This window comes from Bacillus alkalisoli, from assembly GCF_002797415.1.
Taxonomy (GTDB): domain Bacteria; phylum Bacillota; class Bacilli; order Bacillales; family Bacillaceae_I; genus Bacillus_CD; species Bacillus_CD alkalisoli.
Map to the genome: position 1 here is coordinate 1258665 of NZ_KZ454944.1, position 25026 is coordinate 1283690.

Genomic DNA, 25026 nt, shown 5'->3' on the forward strand with positions numbered 1-25026 from the left:
GGTGTAGATAAAAAATAAAGTAACGGATAGAAAAGCTCAACTTTTCTATCCGTTTTTTCTATGGAATTTATAAGGTTCTAAATTAAAAACTAGTATTTTACCTACTACACCCACCCAATCTACTAAAAATATGCTAGGGCGAAACCCTTATTTTACGCACAAAAAGACTAGCGTTCATCTATAATGTATGGAAGTCAATTATAGAGTTGAAAGTTACACTAGCAAGACGGGAGGGATTTACATTGGAAATGAATCAGTTATTTAATCTAGAAAACAAAACTGCCATTATTACAGGTGGTGGAAAGGGTCTCGGTGTACAAATGGCTCATGCATTAGCAGAAGCAGGAGCAAATATCGTCCTTTGCTCCCGTAATCTAGAAGTTTGCGAACGAGCTTGTGAGGAATTAAAAGGAATTGGTGTAAAAACTTTAGCTTTAAAGTGTGATATTACCAAATCAAAAGATATTGAACATGTGGTCAATGAAACAATTAGAAAGTTCGATTCTGTTGATATTTTAATTAATAATAGTGGAACATCGTGGATTGCTCCTTTTTTAGAACTACCTGAAGAAAAATGGGACAAAGTCATGGCTGTAAACGTGAAGGGAGCGTTTTTGTTCAGTCAAGCAGTTACAAAAGAAATGATAAAACAAGGTGGAGGAAAAATTATTAACATTGCTTCCGTTACTGGATTTGGTGGAACCCCACCTAAACTTCTTGATACGATTGCCTATAACACAAGTAAAGGAGCTTTGATGACATTTACGAAAGATCTAGCTGTAAAACTAGCTCCACACCATATACAAGTTAATGCAATAGCGCCAGGTTTTTTCCCTACAAAAATGACGGAAAAAGTGTTATCGGATATGAACAAAGCAATTGTTAGGAACATTCCAGCTGGTCGATTTGGAAATGAGGAAGACTTAAAAGGAGCTGCGTTATTCTTGGCTTCAAAGGCTTCAAATTACGTGACGGGACATGTATTAGTTGTTGATGGTGGAATTACAGCATTAGTATAAAAAAGTAAAGGAGGCTTCAACATGGATCGAAATAGCTTTAGAGTTTTAAGTAAAAAAGCAGTGGAATTAGAGAAACAGTTAAACGAAGAAATAAAAAAGCATTTAAATAAACAAGGATTAGCGACAATGGCTACAGAGAACGGTGAAATGTATGCAATGCTATTGAAACAGCTACAAGATTATATGGAGATTTTATCTATCCATTTCAATCAACCGACAAAAAATGATATAGCAAATCTAGCAAAACTAGTTATTCAAACAGAAGAAAAGATAGATAATTTAGAAGAAGAAATATTAGATTTAAAAAAATCTATTAACGATTTAACAAATAGAGCAATAAAACTGCCAACCATGCAAATGGTAACAGATAAAAGAAGCAAAAGTGATGAGCATTCGCCCTTATTTTTTCCAGTAGGTGACGGCTTGTTTAGTAAGAAAAGAGGCAGTAAACATGAGTAATTTCAATAACGAAAAGCCTTTTTTTAGATTGCAACATGTGACGATGGATGGTCCAACTAAAAGAGAAGCGCTTTGGAAAAAAAACAAAGCAACATTATGGTATTACAAATCCCCTAAAAAACAATATAAAGAACCATTATTCCTTATATACTCATTGGTGAACCAATCTTTTATTCTTGATCTGTTGCCTGGTTCAAGCATGATTGAATCGTTTGTCAATAATGGATATGATGTTTATTTGTTAGATTTTGGTATTCCTGGATATGAAGACAAAGATATAACAGTAGATGAATATATTGTAGACTATATCCAAAATGCTGTGCGCCGTTGCCTAAGGCATGCAAACGCCAAAGAGGTTTCTATTATTGGTTACTGTCTAGGGGGCACGTTCGCAGCAGTGTATGCAGCTATTGCGGATGAACCAATTAGAAATCTAATTCTTGATGTAACTCCGATAGACTTTAGTGAACTAAATCAATACGATCAGTTGATGAAAGATTTTAGAAATGGAGAATTACAAGTGGATGATATTATTGATGCATATGGTATAATTCCTGCACTTTTTATGAAGGCGGGAGTGAGAATGATAACATCGCCATTATATTATAGTAGATATTTAGCACTTTTGAATAAACATGACGATGAAAAGTACGTTCAAAAGTGGCATCGTTTTAATGATTGGACAGAAGGGCATATACCTTTTGCAGGTGCAGCTCTAAAACAGTTAATCAACGATTTCGTCCGTGAAAATAAGTTAGTAAAAGGGAAAATAAAAATAAAAGGTCGTCCTGTTCACCTCGAAAACATTACCGCCAATTTATTAGTAATATCCGCAAAAGATGACAAACTCGTACCACAATCTCAAACTTATCCAATCATGAATCTAGTTTCAAGTAAAGATAAAACATACAAGCTTGTAAGTGGTGGGCATACATCCATGAGCTTTAAAGATGGTAGGCTACCAGAACCATTAGATGAATGGTTGCCGAAAAGATCCACTAGATTAAAATAGCCCTTAAACTAAAGGAGGTAGATACAACGATGTATTTTCTATATACTCATTTTGAAAAAAAGATGGACCCTCATTTAGAATATTTGGGATTCGGTCCATTTGTGTATAAAGAATTTTTTTATTATATGGCAAACTGTTAATGGTATAGGTCATGAAGAGGTGCTGTTCTCATGAACAGTACCTCTTTGTTTTTTTAGTCAGAAAATTTGAAACTTTCTACAACTATAAACGTATATTTTTATAAAAGCTATATGGAGGTGACAATGTTTGAAAAAATACTTATTATTTGTTGGTATTGTATTGGTAGTAGAACTAGGAATTTTATTTGGATTTTCCTTTTTCTTTGACACAAATTTATTATCAACATTGTTTTTTGGTTCTTTATTCTTTGTTTTCTTTGCCTTTTTAATGGGTTCAACTGGGGATGCTCTATCGAAAAACTCACAGGTCGCAGTTTTTGACGCCTTACTAGGGAGTTACAAACCGGAACATGAAAAAGCGACATTAACAATTGGCCCTTTTTTAGTAGGATCGATTTTATGTTTCATATGTTACTTCATTATTTACGCAATCATTGGATAATAACTATACTAAAAAGAAAAAATCCGTGGACTCATTCCACGGATTTTTACATTACTTCATTTTCGAATCCAGTTAATTTACGTGCGCGGTCCATAATTTGAACAAGCATTTGGTAGTCTTCTTGAACCGTCTCTTGTTGTTTCTCTAATTTAATAACTTTTGCTAGTAGTTCATCATGTTTCCTTTTTAGTTCTGCATTTTCGCGTTGGAGTCTCTCATTTTCCATTTTCATTGCATATTCGTTTTGATTATTTCGCTCGAATGTTGTTAAAAAGGAAATGCAATCATCGAGTGTTATATTTTGATTAGTCCTTTGTGGAACAGGAGTAAGCTCCTCTGATGCCTCCACTGTAATAGTTTCACGATCCATGTTTTGAGTTATTCCTTGATATGCTCTAGAAAATGAAACTGGTAGCAATTCCATTGCAGAAGGTGCAACAACTGTTGTAGCAAGAGCTTGTTGTTTTTCTTCTTGCTTTTTCATTTTATCAAATGCACGCTTTTTCTCTTTACGTTGTTTTTTTGCAATGGAAACAGCATGCTCGTACTTTTTTCTTACTTCAGCGTTCCAGCGAAAACCACAAGCAGCTGATGTTCTGTTAAGCTTATCTCCAACTTCATCAAATGCACCTAGCTGTGTTCCACCATCACGAATATATCGTAGGACTGTTTCTGCTAATAATAGATCTTCTTCATGTGACCATGCATCTTGTCTTACTTTTGTCATATTCTTCACTCCCCTTAAACCGACATTTTTTTACCATAGTTGCCAGGTTAGGGAGAAAATATACTTTTTTTATATAATAGGCCTCTTCTATTAAAGATTTTTTGCTGTGTTAAAGTCCGCTGTTGTTTTCCGTGCAAGGCTTCGTCTGTGGGGTCTCCCGCTCCCCGCTTCTCCCGCAGGAGTCTCCGCCTTGCACGGATAACAACAGCTAGTTCTTCCAAAATTAAAAATAAAGTTTACATTTCTTCAGGAGCTTCCATTCCTAATAGGTGTAATCCTTCTTGGAGTACGATTGTTACTGCTTTTACTAGTGCAAGTTTTGAGCTGAGTTTGGGGCCTTCTTCTAATACTTTTACATGACTGTAAAACTTATTAAATTCTTGTGAAAGCTCAAATAAGTATTTGGTAATTTGAGAAGGATCATAGTTTGCAAAACTTTTTTCAACAACTAGCGGGAATTTCATTAATAATTTAATGACGGACCAACTATATTCGTCACTAAGACCAGTAAGCTTCTCATCTGCTGTGGTTGGTGCTTTTCTTAAGATGGAAAAAGCACGAGCATTTGAATATTGCACATAAGGACCAGTGTTACCTTCAAACGTAAGCATTTCTTCTAATGAAAATTCTATATTGTTCAAGCGGTCATTTTTTAAATCATGATAAATAACGGCTCCAACCCCAACTTGTTTAGCGACTTTATTTCTTGAAGCTAAATTTGGGTTTTTCGATTCAATATTTTTCTTAGCAAGGTCAATAGCTTCTTTCAACACTTCTTCTAATAGAACTACTTTTCCTTTACGAGTAGACATCTTTTTCCCATCCTTTAAAATAAAGCCAAATGGAATATGTGTCATTTCATTGGACCAAGCAAAGCCCATTTTGCCTAATGTTTTAAATACTTGTTGAAAATGAAGGCTTTGTTCGTGCCCAACTACATACAACGCTTTAGAAAAGCCATACTCCTTTTGACGGTAAAGTGCTGCTGTTAAATCACGGGTAGCATATAATGTTGCCCCATCTGATTTCTTTATTAAACAAGGAGGAAGATTATATTCTTCAAGAGAAACAATCTCAGCACCATCGGAAGTCTCTAACAAACCTTTTTCTTTTAATAATTCAAGCGTTTCTCCCATTTTGTCATTATAAAACGCTTCTCCATTAAAACTATCAAAACGAATATTTAATAGTTTATATATTTTTTTGAATTCTTTTAAAGACTCATCATGGAACCATTTCCAAAGAGAAAGTGCTTCTTCGTTTCCGTCCTCTAATTTCTTAAACCAACTTCTTGCTTCGTCTTCTAATTGTTTATTTCCTAGAGCTTCTTCATGGAATTTCACATATAAACTTAGTAACTCTTTAATTGGATTACTTCTAACTTGCTGTTCATTTCCCCATAATTGATAGGCCACAATCAACTTTCCAAACTGAGTGCCCCAGTCGCCTAAGTGATTTATTCTTACTGTTTTAAAACCACATTTCTCGGCTAAATTGGCCAGTGCATTTCCAATTACAGTTGAACGTAAGTGCCCCATTGAAAATGGTTTTGCTATATTCGGAGAGGAGAGGTCGATCGTAATCGTTTCGCTGTTTCCGAATGTTAAGGAACCGTAAGTATTTCCTTCTGTAAGGACACTATCCAAAACCCCAATACTTACTAATTCTTTTTTTAGATATACATTTACATATGGACCTTCAGCGACTACTTTTTCAAATACATCATGTTTTATTTTGTCAGCCAATTCTTTTGCAATGACAACTGGAGATTTTCTTAATGTTTTTGATAAAATAAAAGCTGGGAAAGCCAGGTCCCCAAGGTGTGCGTATTTTGGGTGTTCGATGAGTTTTTCTATTTCTACTAATGATAAGGTATCTTTTACTTGTTCATGGATGACTTTTGCATACAGTTTACTATAGTCCATTGTTTTTCCTCCTATTTTAGTGTTTTTCAATAAACTTTAGCTATATAAGAATGTTATCCGTTCCTTTCCGCTGCAGGCACTGGCTTTCCGCGGGGAGCGACGTGAGCCTCCTCGGCGTTCCGCCTGTGGGGTCTCACGCTTCGCTCTACTTCCCGCAGGAATCCAGTGCCTTCCGCTGCAATCCACTCATGTTTTCAAATTGAAACTAAAAGCAACAATTTTTACGAAAAGAGCCTTTTAATAAAACAAAAAAAATCCCGCCTCTGAAATAGAGACGAGATTTCCCCCGCGGTACCACTCTGTTTGTTTCAAAAAGATTGAAACCTACTTTCGTTGTTAACGGGGGCGTTCCCCGGCAAGCTCTACTATCGGTTCGAGTTGCTTCTCAGAAGTGCGGTTCATCTTAGCGTAAACTATTAGGCTCCCACCATCCCTAACTCGCTTTAAATATCTGCTAGACTACTCTCTTCCTCATTGATCACATATAATTTTAGCTATTATAATCAAAAAAATGGAAAGTTACAATAGGTATGTTTATTTCTTTTTCAATTCTTCTAATTTTTCGTAAATAGCATGGAAGCTCTTTTCTTGACCTGATTGTTTTGGCACATAGTATTTCTTTGCTTTCAATAAGTCAGGTAAATATTGCTGCTTTACCCAGCCACCTTCAAAATCATGAGGGTATTGATACTCTACACCTCGACCTAAATCTTTCGCTCCTTTATAATGAGCATCTTTTAAATGTAAAGGGATTTCTCCAACATGTCCTGAACGAATATCTGCTAGAGCTTGATCTAACGCTTTGTAGGCAGAGTTTGATTTTGGAGACAAACATAATTCAACTACTGCATTTGCTAAAGGTATTCTTGCTTCTGGAAAACCAACACGTTCCGCTGATTCAATGGCAGCCAATGTTCGTGAACCAGCTTGCGGACTTGCCAAACCAATGTCTTCATACGCGATAATAAGAAGCCTTCGCCCAATACTAGTTAAGTCGCCAGCTTCAATTAGTCTTGCTAAGTAATGAATGGCTGCATCCACATCGCTTCCGCGGATCGACTTTTGAAATGCAGACAATACATCGTAATGACCGTCACCATCTTTATCATGGTAAAAGCTTTTCTTTTGCAAACATTCTTCCACAATATTTAACGTGATTTCTGCTTCACTCTTGTCATTTGTAGTAGAAATCACCGCAAGTTCCAACGCATTTAATGCCGACCTGACGTCTCCTCCGCATGCGGTAGCTAAATGGTTTAGCGCATCATCCGTGATGATAACGTTATACTCACCAAGCCCTCTGGAGGTATCTTTCAAAGCTCTATATAAAACTTCCTTAATTTGATCAGGAAAAAGAGGCTTTAATTCGAATATTTGACATCTGCTTCGAATGGCTGGGTTAATGGCATGATAAGGATTACTAGTAGTTGCCCCGATTAACGTAACTAATCCACTCTCTAAATGAGGAAGCAAAAAGTCTTGTTTTCCTTTATCAAGTCTATGAACTTCATCCAAAATCAGTATGATTCCACCAGACATTTTTGCTTCTTGTACAACTATCTCCATATCTTTCTTATTATGAACAACAGCATTTAATGTTCGAAAAGCGTAATTCGTACTGCCTGCAATCGCTGTGGCTATTGAAGTTTTCCCTATACCTGGAGGGCCATATAATATCATGGATGATAAATGTTTTGCTTTTACCATTCGATGAATGATTTTTCCTTCTCCAACAAGATGGTCTTGTCCAACAATTTCCTCTATCGTCTTCGGTCGCATCTGAAATGCTAACGGTTTTTTACTCATGCTTTTCACCTGCTTAATCTTTCTTTTCGTGTAAGCAAAATCTTTGACGTCGATTGATAAACTATTTAAACTAACGTAATTATAATCTACCATACAAACCTTCATTGTTTGAAATGAAATACACTTTTAAATATGCTATAATAGCGTAGGTTTAATGAACGGATAAGTTTCATCATGTATGTTTACTATAGCGAAAAACAAATTACAAATAGTCACACATTTGTTTATCTAACACGAAATGCGAACATACAACATTTTGAGGATACTAAAAACGTTTTTCATTAAACGATAAGCATGAATGATAAAGACCTAATAAAATATATATAATGATTGCAATAGGAAGAATAAGGGGTGCAGGATTATGAAGATTTCAACTAAAGGTAGATATGGATTAACGATTATGATTGAGTTAGCTAAAAATGTTGGGGAAGGGCCATTGTCTTTAAAGTCAATTGCTCAAACACATGACCTATCTGAGCACTATTTAGAGCAATTAATCGCGCCTCTTCGAAATGCGGGACTTGTAAAAAGTATTCGCGGTGCATATGGTGGATATATTTTAGCTGATGAGCCAAGCAAAATTACAGCTGGAGATATTATTCGAGTATTAGAAGGGCCAATTAGTCCTGTTGAAGTTTTAGATGACGAAGAGCCAGCAAAGCGCGAACTTTGGATACGTATTCGCGACGCTGTAAAAGAAGTGTTAGACAACACAACACTAGAAGATCTAGCTAATCACTCAGGCGGAGACCAAGAAGCATACATGTTCTACATCTAAGATAAAAAGTAGTTGCTTATGCACAAGATTAACCAACTAACAACTAATCACTAACCACTAAAAAGGAGGATTTTGCTGATGCCAATTTATTTAGATCATGCTGCTACTTCTCCTATGCATCCAGCTGTGGTGGAAGCGATGATTCCTGTAATGAAAGAAGCATTCGGAAATCCTTCCAGCATCCATTCATTCGGTCGACGAAGCCGTCATTTAGTAGATGAAGCAAGACTTGCAGCTGCTACAGCAATAGGAGCAAAAGAAACAGAAATTATTTTTACGAGCGGTGGTACAGAAGCAGACAACTTGGCCATTATTGGAGTAGCCCGCGCAAACAAACATAAGGGTAACCATATCATCACAACTCAAGTGGAGCACCATGCAGTGCTTCATACGTGTGAACGATTAGAAAAAGATGGTTTCGATGTAACGTATTTACCAGTAGATGAGACTGGTAGAATTTCTATAAATGATCTTGAAACTGCACTAACTGCTGACACGATTTTAGTCACGGTAATGTTCGGGAATAATGAAGTAGGAACAATACAGCCAATTCAAGAGATTGGTACATTACTAAAAGAACACCAAGCCTATTTCCATACAGATGCTGTACAAGCATTTGGATTAGAACGAATAAATGTCCAAGAACTTGGAATTGACTTTTTATCTATGTCAGGACATAAAATAAATGGTCCAAAAGGTATCGGCCTTCTTTATGCCAAAACTGGTGCAAACTTTCATTCTCTAACTTTTGGAGGAGAGCAAGAGCGCAAACGTCGTGCAGGTACAGAGAGTGTGCCAAGCATTGTTGGATTGCAAACAGCAATTGAAATGTCGATAGAAGAGTCTAACTCAAAACGGGACCTTTATAAAAAATTCAAGCTGCTGATGCAAAGAATTTGGGAAGAAGAAGGCGTTGAATTTTCTATAAATGGGAACGGTGCCCATACATTACCACACGTAATGAACGTTTACTTCCCCGGAACGAATGTTGAATCGTTTCTAGTAAATATGGATATGGCTGGCCTTTCTGTTTCAAGCGGCTCTGCTTGTACAGCGGGTTCTATCGATCCATCACATGTACTTGTTGCGATGTTTGGAAAAGATTCCGATAAAATTGCCTCTTCCATACGATTTAGTTTTGGACTTGGTAATAACGAGGAACAAATAGAAAAAGCAGCGAGAGAAACAGCAAAGATAGTGAAAAGATTAGCAAGAAAGAAATGAGATGAAGAAAATGAAGAAAGAAAATAAAGATATACGCGTTGTTATTGGTATGTCAGGTGGAGTAGATTCATCCGTAGCAGCTCTTCTTTTAAAAGAACAAGGGTACGAAGTTATCGGTATTTTCATGAAAAACTGGGACGACACAGATGAAAATGGCGTTTGTACTGCAACTGAAGATTACAACGATGTTATTCGTGTATGTAATCAAATTGGTATCCCATATTATGCAGTCAACTTTGAAAAACAATATTGGGACAAAGTGTTTCAATATTTCTTAGATGAGTATAAAGCAGGAAGAACACCAAATCCTGACGTTATGTGTAACAAAGAAATTAAGTTTAAAGCATTTTTAGAACACGCAATGGAACTTGGTGCAGACTATTTAGCAACAGGTCATTACGCACAAGTTGAATTCCGTGATGGTGAATATAAAATGCTAAGAGGTTTAGATGAAAATAAAGATCAAACGTATTTCTTAAACCAACTAGGACAAGAACAACTATCGAAAGTTATGTTCCCAATCGGCAATATTGAAAAGAAGCGCGTTCGTGAAATTGCAAAAGAAGCAGGTCTTGCTACAGCAACTAAAAAAGATAGCACAGGCATTTGCTTTATCGGAGAGCGTAATTTCAAAGAGTTTTTAAGTGGCTACCTTCCAGCACAACCAGGCGACATGGTTACGATGGATGGAGAAGTAAAAGGAAAACATGACGGTTTAATGTACTACACAATTGGCCAACGTCAAGGACTTGGTATTGGTGGAAGTGGTGAACCATGGTTTGTTGTTGGAAAAGACTTAAAGAAGAACGTGCTGTATGTTGGTCAAGGTTTTGAAAATGAACTACTTTATTCCGATTCAATCATCGGTGTAGAAATGAGTTGGGTATCAGATAACAAACCTGAAGGAGAATTTGCTTGTACAGCAAAGTTTCGCTATCGCCAACAAGATAACCCTGTGCGTGTAACAGCTATTGGAGATGGAAAAGTGAAAGTAGTGTTCGACGAACCTATCCGCGCCATTACACCAGGACAAGCAGTAGTATTCTATAAAGGCGACGAATGCCTAGGCGGCGGCACCATCGACCAAGTATTCAAAAACAACGAGAAATTAACGTATTTAGGTTAAACAACAAGAGCTTGGGCAAACGTTCCTAGGCTCTTTGTTTGTGAACTTGTCAAAATTGTCGTGTTTAATTACTTTGAAACCTAGAGTTGATTGCAGCGGAAGGCACTTGACTCCTGCGGGAAATAGAGGGAAGTGCGAGACCCCACAGGCGAAGCCGAGGAGGCTCGCATCCCTCCCCGCGGAAAGCAAGTGCCTGTAGCGGAAATCAACGGACAGGTTATGAACAGTTCTATAGAACATGTAAGCAATTGCGTAAAAGCATATGCTATAATAACATCATAAAAATCGATTAGGAGCATGAAAAATGAAAGACAACAACGCAATCGGAATAGAATTTTTCAAACAAGGAAAATACGAAGAAGCAATCAAAGCATTCACCGAAGAAATAGAACAAAATCCGAAAAACGCAGTAGCATACGTCAACTTCGGAAACGTTTTAAATACAGTAGGTGAGACAGCAAGAGCAATCAAATTTTATGAAAAAGCGATCGAAATCGACGAAAATGCTGCATCTGCATACTACAGTTTAGGAAATACATACTTCGAACAAGAAAACATTCATAAAGCAAAAGAAAACTTTGAACTAGCGATGAAAAAAGGTCTAGAAGACAGCGACACGTTTTTTATGTTAGGAATGACAATGCTTAGGTTCGAACAACCAAAGCTTGCACTACCTTATTTTCAACGTGCGGTAGAGTTGAACGAAAACGACGCTGAAGCACGATTTCAATTTGGTTTATGCTTAGCCGGGCAAGGCATGTTAAACGAAACAATTGAACAAATGGATCATGTACTAGCTTTAGATGAAAACCATGCAGATGCCCACTATAATTTAGGCGTTGCTTATGCTTATAAAGAAAATAGAGAAAAAGCATTACACCACTTAGACCAAGCAGTAGAAATTCAACCAGATCATATTTTAGCCGCTCATGCGAGAAAAGTAATTTCGGAAAACTAGTAGTACGGAGGGGAAGCCGATGACAAATAACCAATCTTCCTTGGATTTGTTTGAGGAACAAGAGCGTTTTATGAAAGGCACACATTTAGTTACTATCTTTCATAACGAAGAAAATCTGTACTCTGTCGTTCGAATTCGAGTGAAAGACACGAACATGGATTACAGTGAAAAGGAAGCTGTTGTCACGGGATATTTTCCAAGAATACATGAAGATGAGACATACATTTTCTTTGGAAATATAAAAGAACACCCTAAATTTGGAATGCAACTTCACGTAGAACATTTCCGAAAAGATTTACCGCAATCAAAACAAGGAATTGTGGCTTACTTATCAAGTGATTTGTTTACTGGTATCGGAAAAAAAACAGCAGAAACAATTGCAGATCACCTCGGGGAAAATGCAATCTCGAAAATATTGGAGAATCCTTCTCTTTTAGACTCTGTTCCTAAACTCAGTGTAGAAAAAGCGAAGTTGATTTGTGATACGTTGATGGAACACCAAGGGTTAGAACAAGTAATGATTTCTTTGTCACAACTTGGGTTCGGTCCCCAATTATCGATGAAGATATATCAAACGTATAAGGAAGAGACGTTAGACATCATTCAAAAAAATCCTTATCAACTTGTGGAAGATGTAGAAGGTGTAGGTTTCAACCGTGCGGATGAGCTTGGTTCGAGGATGGGCTTGTCTGGGGCACATCCTGATCGGATAAAAGCTGGTTGTATGTACACGTTAGAACAGTTTTCCTTACAAGAAGGGCATTGCTTCTTGTTAAAAGATCAAATTTCCAAACAAGTGTTAACCTTACTGAATGCTACAAAAGGAGAAAAAGTGTCATTAGACGACATTTCTCGGGAAATATTGCACTTAGTGGAAGAAGGTAAACTAATTTCTGAAGAAGAAAGAGTTTATTTGCCTTCGTTGTTTTTTTCTGAAAAAGGTTTAGTTAAAAACATTAAACGTGTATTAGAACAAAATCAATACGAAAAGCAGTTTCCTGAGTCTGAGTTTTTAAAATCACTTGGTAGCTTGGAAGAACGTTTAAAGGTAAGTTATGCTCCTTCACAAAAAGAAGCCATCCAACAAGCGTTACAGTCGCCTATGATGTTGTTAACTGGAGGGCCAGGAACAGGAAAAACAACCGTTATTAAAGGAATTGTAGAACTATATGCGGACTTACACGGATGTTCGTTGGAAACAAAAGATTACAACAAAGAGAACCCATTTCCGATTTTGTTAGTAGCTCCGACAGGACGAGCTTCTAAAAGGATGAGTGAAGCAACAGGACTTCCTTCTTTAACTATTCACCGCTTGTTAGGATGGAATGGCGTAGAAGGTTTTCAATTTGACGAGGATAATCCGATTCCAGGTAAATTGCTCATTGTTGATGAAGTTTCCATGGTTGATATTTGGCTAGCTAATCAACTTTTTAAAGCGTTACCTGCTGACATACAAGTTATTCTTGTTGGAGATGAAGATCAGTTACCTTCTGTTGGTCCGGGACAAGTTTTAAAAGATATGTTAGATGCTAATGCAATACCAACAGTTAAATTAACACACATTTACCGACAAGAAGGCGGATCATCCATTATTGATCTAGCCCATGATATGAAAAAAGGGGAATTGCCCCCTGACCTAATCGCTCCCAAAAAAGATCGGTCTTTTTTGATATGTGGACAAAATCAAATCATTGATGCGGTGAAAAAAGTATGTGCCAATGCTGTGTCAAAAGGTTACACCGCTAGAGACATTCAAGTGTTAGCCCCGATGTATCGTGGAAACGCTGGGATAGACATTTTAAATAAAGAACTTCAGGAGTTATTCAATCCTAAAACAGAACAACGACGTGAAATGGCGTTTGGAAATGTGGTATATCGTACTGGTGATAAAGTATTACAACTTGTAAATCAACCAGATAGCAACGTATTTAATGGAGATATGGGTGAAATAGTCTCGATCTTTTATGCAAAAGAAAATACGGAAAAACAAGACATCGTCATTGTGTCCTTTGATGGAAATGAAGTAACGTACACGAAACAAGATTTAGGTCAGATCACACATGCCTATTGCTGTTCTATTCATAAATCACAAGGAAGCGAATTTCCGATTGTCGTCTTACCAGTTGTTAAAAGTTACTACCGAATGTTGCGTAGAAATTTATTGTACACAGCGGTAACTCGAAGTAAACGTTTTTTAATAATTTGCGGAGAAGAAGAGGCACTGCAAATTGGTGTTAAACGAACGGATGATACAAAACGGCAGACGACATTAAAGGCTAGATTAGCAAAATCAAATTTGTCTACGGACCAAAATGTGGAAGAAGAGCTTTTTGATCCGGAATTAGTGGCGTTGTTAAAGGAAGTTCCATTTGCAAAAGATGCAAATATTGGGATGGAAAACGTTTCGCCGTATGACTTTATGGAGGATGACAAATGATATAAATGTTCGGAGAGAGGTGGTTCCTTTTGCGAACATTTTCAAGAATCATCGGAATGAATGTAATGAACAAAACTACGGGAAATGTGATTGGTAAAGTAACCGATTTTTGCGTAAGTGAACCTGGACAAGTTAAAGGTATTCTCGTTGATGAGAAGGGAATTTTTAATCGTACGAAATTCCTTCCTTATGAAAATATACAAGGGTTCGGTGACTTTGAAGTAATGGTTGTGGATTATCAACTATACCCAATTGTCAAAAACGAACAAGGTCAAGTATACTTTGAGCACTATCATGGGCTTAAAGGAAAAGTCTTTCTAACAGAAGAAGGAAATAAACTTGGCTTATTAGATGATGTATATTTTGAAGAAAAACTGGGCAAAATCGTAGGGTATGAAGTGACGGACGGTTTTTTTGCTGATATAACGGAAGGGAAGAAAATTGTTCCCTATCCATCAGACTTAGTTATTGGAAAAGATGCCGTCGTTGTTACTGTAAGCCCATAACGCGAGGTGTCGGAAGTTGGTTCTTTCTTGTCCAAATTGCAAAAGCAAAGATATCGGTAAAATAGGTGTAAATCAGTACTATTGTTGGGGTTGCTTTATTGAACTAACCGTTTCCCAAGGTGTCGTGCATACCCATCAAGTTGAAGAAGATGGTACGTTAAGTTCACTAGATGATTTGTTTCATGAAGATGACCGACGAATAAGTATGTAAACTTCAAAGGAGTGAGTCGCATGAACAAAACAATGACTTCGTTGTTGCTAATCGGCATAGGTGCAGCAGCGTCCCAAATGAACCGTAACGGTCAAGTCAAAGACTTTTTTGGTGACTTAACATCTACACGAAATATGAAGAAAATGAGAAAACAAGCGAAGAAGATGTTTTCTTAGTATAAAACCTCTAGTTAGCTGTCTCCATCAACTTTTGTTGGTGGTGGCAGCTTTTTTTCTTAAGAAAGGATTAAAGCACAAAGCGGGAAGAGTGAAAAAGCATATTCTATCGTAAGATGTTTTTTTAATTTTATACTTTTCGTTCATAGTTACCGAGTTGAGAGAATAAAATCATGTAACTTTACTTTGAAAGGAGAAATTCGGGTGGAATATCATTTAAATTGCAAAGAGAGTGCATTTGGCTGCGAAGTTACGATTGATGAGGAAAATGGGCGATTCACAATTCGAAAAGCAGATTCGAGTGGAGAATTTTTCAACTCACCGGAAGAGCTTATTCATTGGATTCTTCAAAATTGGGAATCAAGTGACTTTAATGATGAAAAAGAATTTAAAGAAATGTTAACGGAGATCCTTGTTTATTTTCCAATCAATAGCCATCAATAAATTCCACCACAATTCAAAAAAGAGGTGCAGAACAAATGTCTGATACAAAGCAAAAGCACAAAACACTGCTAGAATTAGACGATAAATACGTTTGGCATGCGATGAAGCCATATAATCCTAATTCTACAATGGTCATTAAAAAGGCGAGCGGTTCATGGATAACCGACATAAATGACAACAGTTACTTAGATGGAATGTCAGGACTATGGTGTGTAAACATAGGGTATGGCCGAAAGGAACTTGCCGAAGCAGCGTACGATCAACTAACTGTCATGCCTTATTACCCACTGACAAACAGTCATCCACCCGCCATTCAACTTGCTGAGAAATTAAATGAATTATTACAAGATGAATATGTTATCTTCTTCTCCAATAGTGGCTCAGAAGCGAATGAAACCGCTTTCAAAATAGCGCGTCAATACCATTCACAAAAAAGTGAGCCAAATCGCTATAAAATCGTTTCAAGATATCGTTCTTATCACGGAAATACAGCAGCGGCATTAGCAGCCACTGGGCAGGCTCAAAGAAAATATAAATATGAGCCACTTACAACAGGATTCATTCACGTACCACCTCCAGACCAGTATAGAAATGAAGAAGATGAAACAATACCACCTCAACATCTACAATCTGTACAACATATTGACAATGCTATGACCTGGGAAGTAAGTGAAACAATCGCAGCAATGATAATGGAACCTATCATTACAGGTGGTGGTATATTAATACCTCCAGATCAGTACATGAAAGGTGTAAAGGAAGTTTGCGACAAGCACGGTGCCTTACTAATAGTTGACGAAGTTATATGTGGATTTGGTAGAACAGGAAAGCCATTTGGTTTCATGCACTATGGAGTAAAGCCAGACATCATTACAATGGCCAAAGGAATTACTAGTGGTTACATGCCACTTTCAGCTACTGCTGTTAGAAAAGAAATTTACGAACACTTCAAAGGATCTCAGGAATATGACTATTTAAGACATGTCAATACATTTGGTGGCAGTCCAGCTTCTTGTGCAGTCGCATTAAAGAATTTAGAGATTATGGAGCAGGAGAACCTTTTCGAGCATTCTGAGAAAAAAGGAAACACCCTTTTAACAAAATTACAACATAACTTAGCCATTCACCCTTTTGTTGGGGATGTTCGTGGAAAAGGTTTACTTGTTGGAATTGAATTAGTGAGAGATAAACATACGAAAGAACCATTAGAAGTGGATTTGTTAAACGAAGTAATCGCTGAGTGTAAACGTAAAGGGGTTATTGTCGGGAAAAATGGAGCTACAGTAGCTGGTTTCAATAACGTTTTAGCCTTATCCCCGCCACTATCTATTTCAGATAAAGATTTACAGTTTTTAATTAACACGGTGACAGAAGCTTTGAACAAGATAGGGCCTTGACCGAACGGTGTGACTGCGGAAAAATTGGTAAGTGTAGCATAAAAAGCTCGAGGTGTAGCATAAAGTCCATCTTGTGTAGCATTAAAAGTGTAAAGGTAACAAAAGTCTAGTAGGTGTAACAAAAAATGGTCCAGGTGTAACAATTATTTCATCAGGTGTATCATAATTAGTCCAAGGTGTATCATAAAATTCAAAAGGTGTAACAAATATTCTAAAAAGTTCTAAATTAGCAAATTCATAAATACAAAACAAAAGGCGTCCTTCCAAGAAGGGGCGCTATTTTTAATGAAAAATACGAATAAATACTAAAAACTCACTAACAATAACAAGTAGGAGGCGTTTCGCTTGAAAACTCAGTGGAAATGGCTAATTCGCTTAGGTTATGTCCTGCTTGTTAGTTTAATATTATTTGTGCTAATGAAGCTAAGTCCGTTTTGGCAGCCTATATTAAAGGTTGTATTAGTTGTATTAACGCCTTTTATCATCAGTTCTTTTATCGCGTACCTGCTTCATCCAATAATCGAAAAAACACACGATGCCGGCATGCCTAGACCAATTGCTATTCTAATTATATATTTATTATTTTTCGGTGGAATTGGATTTGCCTTATACAAAGGAACCCCCGTTATGATTAATCAGCTAAAAGAGTTATCCGAAAACTTTCCTCGTGTAGCTGAAACGTATCGAAACTGGATTTTCCAAATCCATACCAGTACTTCCAATTGGCCAGAAGGAGTACATCAGCGTGTTGATGGCATGTTTGCAGAATTTGAAGGCATGATTGGCGTGCTTATACAAAAAATAATCAATGGCATTAAAACTATTTTGAATTCCTTTTTTATTTTAATCGTCATTCCGTTCATCGTTTTCTATCTATTAAAGGATTTTCAGGAAGTGAAAAAATCCGTCTGGTATTTAACTCCGAGGAAATGGAGAAAAGGTGGAATAGCGTTTTTAAATGATGTGGACAAGTCGTTAGGAAATTACATACGAGGACAATTGCTAGTATGCCTAATTATCGGCTTTTTAGCTACGTTAAGCTTATGGTTAGCAGGTATGAAATATCCACTAGTTCTAGGAATTATTATCGGTGTTACAAATGTCATTCCATACTTTGGTCCAATCATTGGTGCATTTCCAGCGGTTATCATAGCCGCAACCATTTCGATTAAAATGGTGATCCTTGTTCTTGTCATTATTTTTGGTTTACAATTTATTGAAGGTAATATTTTGTCTCCACTAATTGTCGGGAAAAGTTTGCACATTCATCCTGTTTTAATTATTTTTGCTCTCATTGTAGGTGGGGAGATTGCAGGTGTACTTGGGTTAATTTTAGCAGTTCCGGTATTTGCGGTATTAAAAGTTACTGTGATGCACGTAACTACTCATTTTATCAAACATTGACAACTACGAAATCGTTTCATATAATCAAAACAATATTACATATTTATTAATTCGAAGAAGGACCCGAGTACGTTACAGACCATCTTACTTAGAGAGGAATTCCGAGGCTGAAAGAATTCTAAGGTGAAGGGTAACCGAACGCTAATCCTGAGTGCAGAGTCAAACCCTGCCGGCATGCTCCGTTACAAGCAACTTGAGAGATGATCTTTCACTAAAAAAGATCATAATCAGGGTGGTACCGCGAGAATACATACTCTCGTCCCTGTTTTTGGGACGGGGGTTTTTTGTGTTTTTAAGGAACTTTTCACTTCGGATTTCAACATAATTAAGAGGAGGAAATACAAATGAAAAAACTAACATCTGCTCAAGTTAGGCAAATGTTTTTAGACTTTTTTAAGGAAAAAGGACATGCAGTAGAGCCGAGTGCTTCCTTAGTTCCACACGAAGACCCTACATTACTTTGGATTAATAGTGGTGTTGCGACGTTAAAAAAATATTTTGACGGCCGTGTTATCCCAGCAAATCCACGAATTGTGAATGCCCAAAAATCCATTCGGACCAACGACATTGAAAACGTAGGGAAAACAGCTCGACACCATACATTTTTTGAAATGCTTGGTAACTTCTCTATCGGAGATTACTTCAAAAAAGAAGCAATCGATTGGGCTTGGGAATTTTTAACGAGTGAAAAATGGATCGGTTTTGACGCTGAAAAGTTATCCGTTACAGTTCACCCGGAAGATGAAGAAGCTTACCAATATTGGAACGAAGTAATTGGTGTTCCAGCAGAAAGAATCATTCGCTTAGAAGGGAACTTCTGGGATATCGGAGAAGGTCCATCAGGTCCGAATACAGAAATCTTCTACGACCGTGGGGAAGCGTACGGAAACGATTCTAACGATCCTGAGCTATATCCAGGTGGCGAAAATGAGCGCTATTTAGAAATTTGGAATCTTGTATTTTCTGAATTTAACCATAATCCAGACCATACATACACACCGCTTCCGAAGAAGAATATTGATACGGGAATGGGCTTAGAGCGTATCGTGTCTGTTATTCAAGATGTACCAACTAACTTTGACACAGACCTTTTCATGCCAATCATTCAAGCAACAGAAGAAGTATCTGGTGAAAAGTACAATGTGGATAAAGAGAAAGACGTTGCATTCAAAGTAATTGCGGACCATTTAAGAACGGTAACGTTTGCTGTTGGTGATGGTGCACTACCTTCTAATGAAGGCCGTGGCTATGTATTACGTCGTTTACTTCGTCGTGCAGTACGTTATGCGAAGCAAATTAACGTTAACCGTCCGTTTATGCATGAGTTAGTACCTGTAGTGGCAGAAATTATGGTTGATTTCTATCCAGAAGTTAAAGAGAAGCAAGACTTCATTCAACGTGTTATTAAAACAGAGGAAGAGCGTTTCCATGAAACATTAAATGATGGACTGGCTATCCTTTCTGAAGTGATTAAAAAGGCGAAAGAAGAAGGTAGTAACGTTATTTCTGGAAAAGATGCTTTCCGTTTATACGACACATATGGCTTCCCGATTGAATTAACACAAGAATTTGCAGAAGAAAACAACATGGAACTGGACCATGAAGGTTTTGAAAAAGAAATGGAAATGCAACGTGAGCGTGCAAGAAGTGCTCGACAAGATGTTGATTCCATGCAAGTACAAGGTGGAGTTTTAGGTGATGTAAAAGTGGATAGTAAGTTTGTTGGCTACAACACACTTACAAACCAAACGGAAATTGCTGTTATGGTACAAAATGGTGAGTACGTTCAAACTGCCAATGCTGGAGAGGAATTACAACTAATTCTTTCATCCACACCGTTTTACGCGGAAAGCGGAGGACAAATTGCAGATGCTGGAGTAATCCAAGGGGCTAACGGTAAAGCTCGAGTAAAAGACGTACAAAAAGCACCAAACGGTCAAAACCTTCACACAGTCGTTGTAGAAGAAGGAACACTAACAACTGGTGAAGTAGTATCGACAACTGTAGAACGCACGAACCGTGAAAAAGTTGTCAAAAACCATACGGCAACACATTTATTACATCAAGCATTAAAAGATGTGCTAGGTACTCACGTTAACCAAGCAGGTTCACAAGTAACAGGCGACCGTTTACGTTTTGACTTTTCTCATTTTGGGCAAGTAACTCAAGAGGAAATCGAAAGAATTGAACAAATTGTTAACGAAAAAATTTGGGCTAATATCGATGTAGTTATTGAGAACAAATCACTTGCTGAAGCAAAAGAAATGGGTGCAATGGCACTTTTCGGTGAGAAATATGGAGATGTAGTTCGTGTCGTTCAAGTTGGAGAATATAGTTTAGAGCTTTGTGGTGGATGTCATGTACCGAACACTTCTGTAATAGGTCTCTTTAAAATTGTGTCTGAATCGGGTATCGGAGCTGGTACACGAAGAATGGAAGCAGTAACTGGTGAAGGTGCATATCAACTACTAAATAGCCAAGTTCAATTATTAAAAGAAGCAGCAAGTAAATTGAAAACAAAACCACAAGAAGTAAGTACTAGAATTGATGCAGTTTTAGCTGAAATGAAAGAATTACAGCGAGAAAATCAGTCGTTAACGACTAAATTAAGCAACATTGAAGCATCTTCTATTCTTGATAACGTGAAAGAAGTAAATGGTGTGAAAATGCTAGCAGCTAAAGTTGCACCTACTGACATGAACAACCTACGTACTATGATGGACGAACTAAAAGGTAAATTAGGGTCAGCAGTAATCGTACTTGCAAGTGTCCAAGACGGTAATAAAGTAAATATTTCTGCTGGAGTAACAAAAGATTTAATGGAAAAAGGATACCATGCAGGAAAACTTATAAAAGAAGTTGCAACACGTTGTGGTGGAGGCGGTGGTGGCCGTCCTGATATGGCTCAAGCTGGTGGGAAAAATCCAGAGCAAGTAGACAGTGCATTACAATATGTTGAAGAATGGATGAAATCCATTTAACATTCTTGTTAAATAGTGTACAATAAAGGTAACTATTGACAAGCAGATTTTGAATAAAGTCTGAAAAGAGAGGTGCATACTATGAGCTCCTTTGATAAAACAATGAAATTTAATTTTCATGAGGACTCTGTTGAGACGAATGTAGAAGAAGTATTATTTACGGTTCACGATGCATTAAGAGAAAAAGGATACAATCCTATTAATCAAATCGTTGGCTACCTTCTCTCCGGAGACCCAGCCTACATTCCAAGACATAATGATGCAAGGGCATTAATTCGTAAACTTGAAAGAGATGAATTAATCGAGGAATTAGTGAAATCCTATTTAAAGCATCATCGTAAGGAGTAATACATGCGTATAATGGGTTTAGATGTTGGTTCCAAAACTGTTGGTGTTGCCGTTAGTGATGAACTAGGGTGGACAGCACAAGGTTTGGAAACGATTAAGATTGATGAAGCTATAAATAATCTCGGCTTTAAACGATTAAAACAAATCATTGCTGAATATAATGTAGAAAAAATCGTGGTTGGTTTGCCGAAAAACATGAATGGTACGATTGGACCAAGAGGAGAAGCAAGTCGAGTCTATGCAGAAAAACTTCACGAAAAAACAAAATTGCCGGTTGTTTTTTGGGACGAGCGTCTTTCAACTGTTGCTGCTGAAAGGACATTGTTATCCGCTGACGTAAGCAGAGCAAAACGAAAAAAAGTCATAGATAAAATGGCAGCAGTGTTTATTCTGCAAGGATTTTTAGATAGCAAACAATAAAACTAGAGGTGAACAAATCATGGAACACGGTGAAAAGCATATTACTGTAATTGATGAGCAAGGAAACGAACAACTATGTGAAATTTTATTCACATTTGAAAATGAAGAGTTCGGAAAGTCTTACGTTCTTTACTACCCAGTTGGTGCGGACGAAGATGATGCGGATGATATCGAAATTCATGCATCTGCATTCATTCCAGGTGAAGGCGATCAAGGCGGCGACTTAATGCCAGTCGAAACAGATGAAGAGTGGGACATGATCGAAGAAATGTTAAACACTTTCATGGAGCAAGAAGAAGAAGAGTAATATAAACGAAAAAAGCTCTGGCAGCGTAAAAGTTGCTAGAGCTTTTTTCATTTTAAAGTGATTAGTGATTCGTTACTAGCAAGCAGCAAACCCCTAACCACTATTCTACATTTAACAACGACGCTAACTCTTCTTTGTTATGCATCAAATCCTCTAACGTATACTCATCCAACACTTGAATAAACGCCTGCAATGCTTTGTGTAGTACATGCTTTAATGTGCAAGCCGGAGTTATCGCGCAAACTGAATGATCCCCAAAACAATCTACTATATGAAAATCCTCTTCTGTATGTCTAACTAACTTCCCTATATTAATGGCGGATGGCTCCATCGCTATACGGATACCGCCGCCTCTACCGCGAATCGTCTCAATGTATCCAAGTTTCCCTAAGTGGTAGATAACCTTCATTAAATGATTTTTAGATATATTATAGCTTTCTGCGATATCTTTAATTTGTACAAGCTTTTCCTTCTTAGGGATACATGCTAAGTATAGTAATACTCTTAACGAGTAATCTGTGTACAGCGTTAACCTCATAATAGTCACTCCTTCGTAAATATAGTACCATATCTTTAGTTTGAAATAATAAATAAAAAATGTTGGAAAACAGATTTTTATGTCAATTTTCCTACATAAATGTTGTATAATAAATAGTTGAGCGAGAGGATGGTGTTTTTAGTGGGATCTAAAAAGAAAAATGATGTTCAACAAAAATTAATGGAAAAACATCAGGAAGCAAAAATCGTTCGCCGAATTGTATTTGTAGCATTTATAGTCTTAATGTTAGCAATAACGACAGTAATTGGCGGAGGATATTATTATATTTCAAATGCACTGAAGCCTGTAGATGAAGTATCAGAACATACAGAACAAGTGGAAATACCGATTGGTTCGTCTGGAACAGCCATTGCAAACATTTTGGAAGACGCAGGTATTGTTCATAATGCAAGAATTTTTCGTTATTACGTAAAATTTAAAAATGAATCGGGATTTCAAGCAGGTACGTATACATTAAGTCCTTCTATGACATTAGATGAAATCATACTTTCCTTAAAATCAGGTAGAATTATGAGAGAAGCGTTGTTTAACGTAACAATCCCAGAAGGTCGTCAATTAACACAAATAGCAATCATTCTATCAAATAGAGCAAATGTAGATGAAGAAGAATTTTGGGAAACAATTAACGATGAAGAGTTCGTTCGTGAAATGATGAAAAAGTTCCCTAATCTTATTACAGAAGAAGTATTCGCAGAAAATGTAAAATATCCGTTAGAAGGTTACTTGTTCCCAGCAACATATCCGTTTTATTCAGAGAACCCTACAATTGAAGAAGTTGTAGTACCTATGTTACAAAAAACGGAAGAAATTATCGCACCTTATTATGCGGAAATGGAAGAAGCAGGATTTACAGTGCATGAACTTTTAACTTTTGCTAGTCTTGTTGAAGAAGAAGCAACGGATCAAATACACCGTAAAAAAATTGCTAGCGTATTCTATAACCGATTAAATCAAGGAATGCCATTACAAACAGATCCAACTGTGTTGTACGCTTTAGGAGAGCATAAAGATAGAGTTCTATATGTGCACTTAGAAGTAGATGACCCTTACAACACCTATAAATACGCTGGTTTAACTCCAGGGCCAATTGCAAATGCTGGTGCATCTTCTATTGAAGCTGTATTACAACCAGAAGAAACAAACTATTTATACTTCCTTGCTACACCTGAAGGAGAAGTAATCTTCAACGAAACATACGATGCGCATTTACGAGACAGAGAAATTCATATAACAGGTAGAAACAACAATTAATACTATCATCTGGAATGCGATACCATTCGCATTCCATCTTCTTTTATGATAAAATATATCGAGTTGTTTTTCATACTACTAATTCCAAGTAGAGTTCCTCTCCACGAGTCGAACTCTCTTTTAATGCAATTATAATATATGTGATAAGTAAATAATGATTTCTGTGGATAGTATACCTAACTAAGTTGATGATAGCACGAGGCGCGAGGAGCTAGCCGCAAGACCTAGACACGCCCGCGGAAAGCGAGTGCCTCGTGCTATCAGCAACAGTTAGTACCCTATAATGACATAGTTAACATATTTAGATAGGAGGAAACATCCATTGGACGAAAAAATAATTTCCTATCTGGAATCATTAATAAACGAACGAGAACCTCTATTAAATAAAATGGAACAACTTGCAAAAGAAGAACAAGTACCAATCATGGATTTAGTTGGCATGGAAACACTTTTGCAACTTCTTCGCATACAACAGCCAAAAAAAATCCTAGAAATCGGAACAGCCATTGGTTACTCTGCTATTAGAATGGCAAAAACAATAGAAAACGCAGAAATTGTTACCATTGAACGCGACGAAAAACGATATGGACAGGCTGAACAGTTTGCAAAAGAAGCAAAGTTAGAAGATAGATTACATTTTATTTTTGGAGACGCAACAGAAACACACGAACTTATAGAAAAGATGGCTCCTTATGATGTAATATTTGTTGATGCTGCCAAAGGTCAATATGAGCGGTTTTTTACGATGTATGAAAAATATTTAGCACCAACAGGAATCATTGTAACGGACAATGTTCTATTTAAAGGTCTCGTTGCAGAAAACATAGAAGAAATCGAACCAAAACGGATTAAAAATTTAGTGAAGAAAATCGACAAATTTAATCGTTGGTTAATGGAAAATGAAAAATATGATACTGCTATTTTGCCTGTTGGAGACGGAATAGCGATAAGTAAATTAAAGAGGTGAAA

General features: G+C 37.0%; 26 protein-coding genes and 2 other annotated features. Of the genes, 21 read left to right on the forward strand and 5 right to left on the reverse strand.

The annotated features are described in order from the left end of the window. The first annotated feature begins 242 nt into the window (after window positions 1-242). From CDZ89_RS05970 to CDZ89_RS05985, 4 genes are all read left to right on the forward strand, one after another. Window positions 243-1019 (forward strand): SDR family oxidoreductase, encoded by a 777-nt coding sequence (locus tag CDZ89_RS05970; protein WP_100333358.1) that lies wholly within the window; start codon window positions 243-245, stop codon window positions 1017-1019. Window positions 1020-1040: 21 nt separating this feature from the next. After that, on the forward strand, window positions 1041-1478 hold the full coding sequence (locus CDZ89_RS05975) for a hypothetical protein (protein WP_096153239.1): 438 nt from the start codon (window positions 1041-1043) through the stop codon (window positions 1476-1478). Next, window positions 1471-2490: an alpha/beta fold hydrolase gene (locus tag CDZ89_RS05980; protein ID WP_100333359.1), complete on the forward strand. Its 1020-nt coding sequence runs from the start codon at window positions 1471-1473 to the stop codon at window positions 2488-2490. The genes CDZ89_RS05975 and CDZ89_RS05980 overlap by 8 nt, the downstream gene beginning before the upstream one ends. A gap of 267 nt (window positions 2491-2757) precedes the next feature. Then, a complete protein-coding gene (locus CDZ89_RS05985; RefSeq protein ID WP_096153241.1) occupies window positions 2758-3072 on the forward strand; it encodes a hypothetical protein in 315 nt (104 codons plus the stop codon). A 46-nt stretch (window positions 3073-3118) separates the two neighbouring features. Here the strand turns inward: CDZ89_RS05985 and CDZ89_RS05990 are convergent, their stop codons facing one another. The 3 genes from CDZ89_RS05990 to CDZ89_RS06000 form a co-directional block, all read right to left on the reverse strand. Continuing rightward, window positions 3119-3799, reverse strand: coding sequence for an RsfA family transcriptional regulator (locus CDZ89_RS05990; protein ID WP_096153242.1), 681 nt, complete (start codon window positions 3797-3799; stop codon window positions 3119-3121). Window positions 3800-4035: 236 nt separating this feature from the next. After that, window positions 4036-5724, reverse strand: a complete 1689-nt coding sequence (gene argS, locus CDZ89_RS05995) for an arginine--tRNA ligase (protein WP_096153243.1) — start codon at window positions 5722-5724, stop codon at window positions 4036-4038. Between the two features lie 267 nt (window positions 5725-5991). After that, window positions 5992-6208: a binding site (T-box leader), on the reverse strand. A 50-nt stretch (window positions 6209-6258) separates the two neighbouring features. Further along, a complete protein-coding gene (locus tag CDZ89_RS06000) occupies window positions 6259-7530 on the reverse strand; it encodes a replication-associated recombination protein A (RefSeq protein WP_100333360.1) in 1272 nt (423 codons plus the stop codon). A 361-nt stretch (window positions 7531-7891) separates the two neighbouring features. Here CDZ89_RS06000 and cymR point away from each other — a divergent pair, with 361 nt between their 5' ends. The 10 genes from cymR to CDZ89_RS06050 all read left to right on the forward strand — a co-directional run bounded on the left by cymR (window position 7892) and on the right by CDZ89_RS06050 (window position 16787). Beyond that, the gene (cymR, locus tag CDZ89_RS06005; RefSeq protein WP_096153245.1) at window positions 7892-8308 is read left to right on the forward strand and encodes a cysteine metabolism transcriptional regulator CymR; all 417 of its coding nucleotides are present in this window, start codon (window positions 7892-7894) and stop codon (window positions 8306-8308) included. Window positions 8309-8383: 75 nt separating this feature from the next. Further along, the gene (locus CDZ89_RS06010; protein ID WP_100334268.1) at window positions 8384-9532 is read left to right on the forward strand and encodes a cysteine desulfurase family protein; all 1149 of its coding nucleotides are present in this window, start codon (window positions 8384-8386) and stop codon (window positions 9530-9532) included. A gap of 10 nt (window positions 9533-9542) precedes the next feature. Beyond that, the gene (gene mnmA, locus CDZ89_RS06015) at window positions 9543-10658 is read left to right on the forward strand and encodes a tRNA 2-thiouridine(34) synthase MnmA (RefSeq protein WP_096156877.1); all 1116 of its coding nucleotides are present in this window, start codon (window positions 9543-9545) and stop codon (window positions 10656-10658) included. Window positions 10659-10962: 304 nt separating this feature from the next. Continuing rightward, window positions 10963-11616 (forward strand): tetratricopeptide repeat protein, encoded by a 654-nt coding sequence (locus CDZ89_RS06020; RefSeq protein ID WP_100333361.1) that lies wholly within the window; start codon window positions 10963-10965, stop codon window positions 11614-11616. A 19-nt stretch (window positions 11617-11635) separates the two neighbouring features. Then, window positions 11636-14053 (forward strand): SF1B family DNA helicase RecD2, encoded by a 2418-nt coding sequence (gene recD2, locus CDZ89_RS06025; RefSeq protein WP_100333362.1) that lies wholly within the window; start codon window positions 11636-11638, stop codon window positions 14051-14053. A 29-nt stretch (window positions 14054-14082) separates the two neighbouring features. After that, window positions 14083-14559, forward strand: coding sequence for a PRC-barrel domain-containing protein (locus CDZ89_RS06030; RefSeq protein WP_198508230.1), 477 nt, complete (start codon window positions 14083-14085; stop codon window positions 14557-14559). A gap of 16 nt (window positions 14560-14575) precedes the next feature. Beyond that, entirely contained in the window at window positions 14576-14770 is a 195-nt protein-coding gene (locus CDZ89_RS06035) for a hypothetical protein (protein WP_096153249.1), read from the forward strand. Window positions 14771-14790: 20 nt separating this feature from the next. Then, window positions 14791-14946, forward strand: coding sequence for a YrzQ family protein (locus tag CDZ89_RS06040; RefSeq protein ID WP_096153250.1), 156 nt, complete (start codon window positions 14791-14793; stop codon window positions 14944-14946). Between the two features lie 204 nt (window positions 14947-15150). Continuing rightward, complete coding sequence (locus tag CDZ89_RS06045; RefSeq protein ID WP_096153251.1) at window positions 15151-15390, forward strand: hypothetical protein; 240 nt, start codon at window positions 15151-15153, stop codon at window positions 15388-15390. Window positions 15391-15425: 35 nt separating this feature from the next. Beyond that, window positions 15426-16787, forward strand: coding sequence for an aspartate aminotransferase family protein (locus CDZ89_RS06050; RefSeq protein ID WP_100333364.1), 1362 nt, complete (start codon window positions 15426-15428; stop codon window positions 16785-16787). Window positions 16788-16868: 81 nt separating this feature from the next. Here the strand turns inward: CDZ89_RS06050 and CDZ89_RS19545 are convergent, their stop codons facing one another. Then, window positions 16869-17039, reverse strand: coding sequence for a hypothetical protein (locus CDZ89_RS19545; RefSeq protein WP_157842681.1), 171 nt, complete (start codon window positions 17037-17039; stop codon window positions 16869-16871). Window positions 17040-17132: 93 nt separating this feature from the next. Here CDZ89_RS19545 and CDZ89_RS06055 point away from each other — a divergent pair, with 93 nt between their 5' ends. The 5 genes from CDZ89_RS06055 (at window position 17133) to CDZ89_RS06075 (ending at window position 22247) form a co-directional block, all read left to right on the forward strand. Continuing rightward, window positions 17133-18191, forward strand: coding sequence for an AI-2E family transporter (locus CDZ89_RS06055; RefSeq protein ID WP_096153253.1), 1059 nt, complete (start codon window positions 17133-17135; stop codon window positions 18189-18191). Between the two features lie 45 nt (window positions 18192-18236). Next, window positions 18237-18458: a binding site (T-box leader), on the forward strand. A gap of 77 nt (window positions 18459-18535) precedes the next feature. Then, window positions 18536-21172, forward strand: a complete 2637-nt coding sequence (gene alaS / locus CDZ89_RS06060; RefSeq protein WP_100333365.1) for an alanine--tRNA ligase — start codon at window positions 18536-18538, stop codon at window positions 21170-21172. An 81-nt stretch (window positions 21173-21253) separates the two neighbouring features. Further along, the gene (locus CDZ89_RS06065) at window positions 21254-21520 is read left to right on the forward strand and encodes an IreB family regulatory phosphoprotein (RefSeq protein ID WP_096153255.1); all 267 of its coding nucleotides are present in this window, start codon (window positions 21254-21256) and stop codon (window positions 21518-21520) included. 3 nt (window positions 21521-21523) lie between these two features. Next, window positions 21524-21940: a Holliday junction resolvase RuvX gene (gene ruvX, locus CDZ89_RS06070; protein ID WP_096153256.1), complete on the forward strand. Its 417-nt coding sequence runs from the start codon at window positions 21524-21526 to the stop codon at window positions 21938-21940. A gap of 19 nt (window positions 21941-21959) precedes the next feature. Next, a complete protein-coding gene (locus CDZ89_RS06075; RefSeq protein WP_096153257.1) occupies window positions 21960-22247 on the forward strand; it encodes a DUF1292 domain-containing protein in 288 nt (95 codons plus the stop codon). Between the two features lie 100 nt (window positions 22248-22347). On the opposite strand, the gene CDZ89_RS06080 is transcribed toward CDZ89_RS06075, so the two are convergent. Next, on the reverse strand, window positions 22348-22785 hold the full coding sequence (locus tag CDZ89_RS06080; RefSeq protein ID WP_096153258.1) for an Rrf2 family transcriptional regulator: 438 nt from the start codon (window positions 22783-22785) through the stop codon (window positions 22348-22350). Window positions 22786-22926: 141 nt separating this feature from the next. On the opposite strand from CDZ89_RS06080, the gene mltG reads away from it, so the two are divergent. Both mltG and CDZ89_RS06090 read left to right on the forward strand, forming a co-directional pair. Beyond that, window positions 22927-24057, forward strand: coding sequence for an endolytic transglycosylase MltG (gene mltG / locus CDZ89_RS06085; RefSeq protein WP_319830028.1), 1131 nt, complete (start codon window positions 22927-22929; stop codon window positions 24055-24057). Window positions 24058-24379: 322 nt separating this feature from the next. Continuing rightward, window positions 24380-25024 carry an O-methyltransferase gene (locus CDZ89_RS06090; protein WP_227521447.1) on the forward strand — a complete coding sequence of 215 codons (645 nt, stop codon included), beginning with the start codon at window positions 24380-24382 and terminating at the stop codon, window positions 25022-25024. The last annotated feature ends 2 nt before the right edge of the window (window positions 25025-25026 follow it).